The 266-nt window shown below is 45.5% G+C and carries 1 protein-coding gene; it reads left to right on the top strand.

Annotated elements, in window-relative coordinates:
• Nucleotides 1-42 precede the first annotated feature (42 nt).
• Nucleotides 43-266 (top strand): ApeP family dehydratase (locus Q4528_RS14155; RefSeq protein WP_303522250.1); only part of this gene is annotated, 224 nt, incomplete at its 3' end.

Genomic DNA, 266 nt, shown 5'->3' with positions numbered 1-266 from the left:
GATTTAGAGCAAGCTGTTCCTGCCTACATTTCAATAGAGTATATGGCTCAAGCTGTTGCGGCCTTAGCGGGGTTGGAAGCTAAATCGCTGCAACAAGCCGTTGAAGTGGGGTTTCTCATTGGAACAAGAAAGTGCCTCTTTGAGGAAAGCCAATTCAGATTGGGAAGTAAGCTGCTTATTTCGGCAGAAAGAATCTATGCCGAAGATGATGGCTTAGCGGTTTGTGCTTGTGAAGTAAAACATCAGCACGGCTCGATAGTTTGTAG

The organism is Staphylococcus pasteuri (assembly GCF_030547725.1).
GTDB lineage: Bacteria > Bacillota > Bacilli > Staphylococcales > Staphylococcaceae > Staphylococcus > Staphylococcus pasteuri.
The sequence above is the reverse complement of the archived record's forward strand: the minus strand, read 5'-3'. Positions and strand labels throughout refer to the sequence as shown.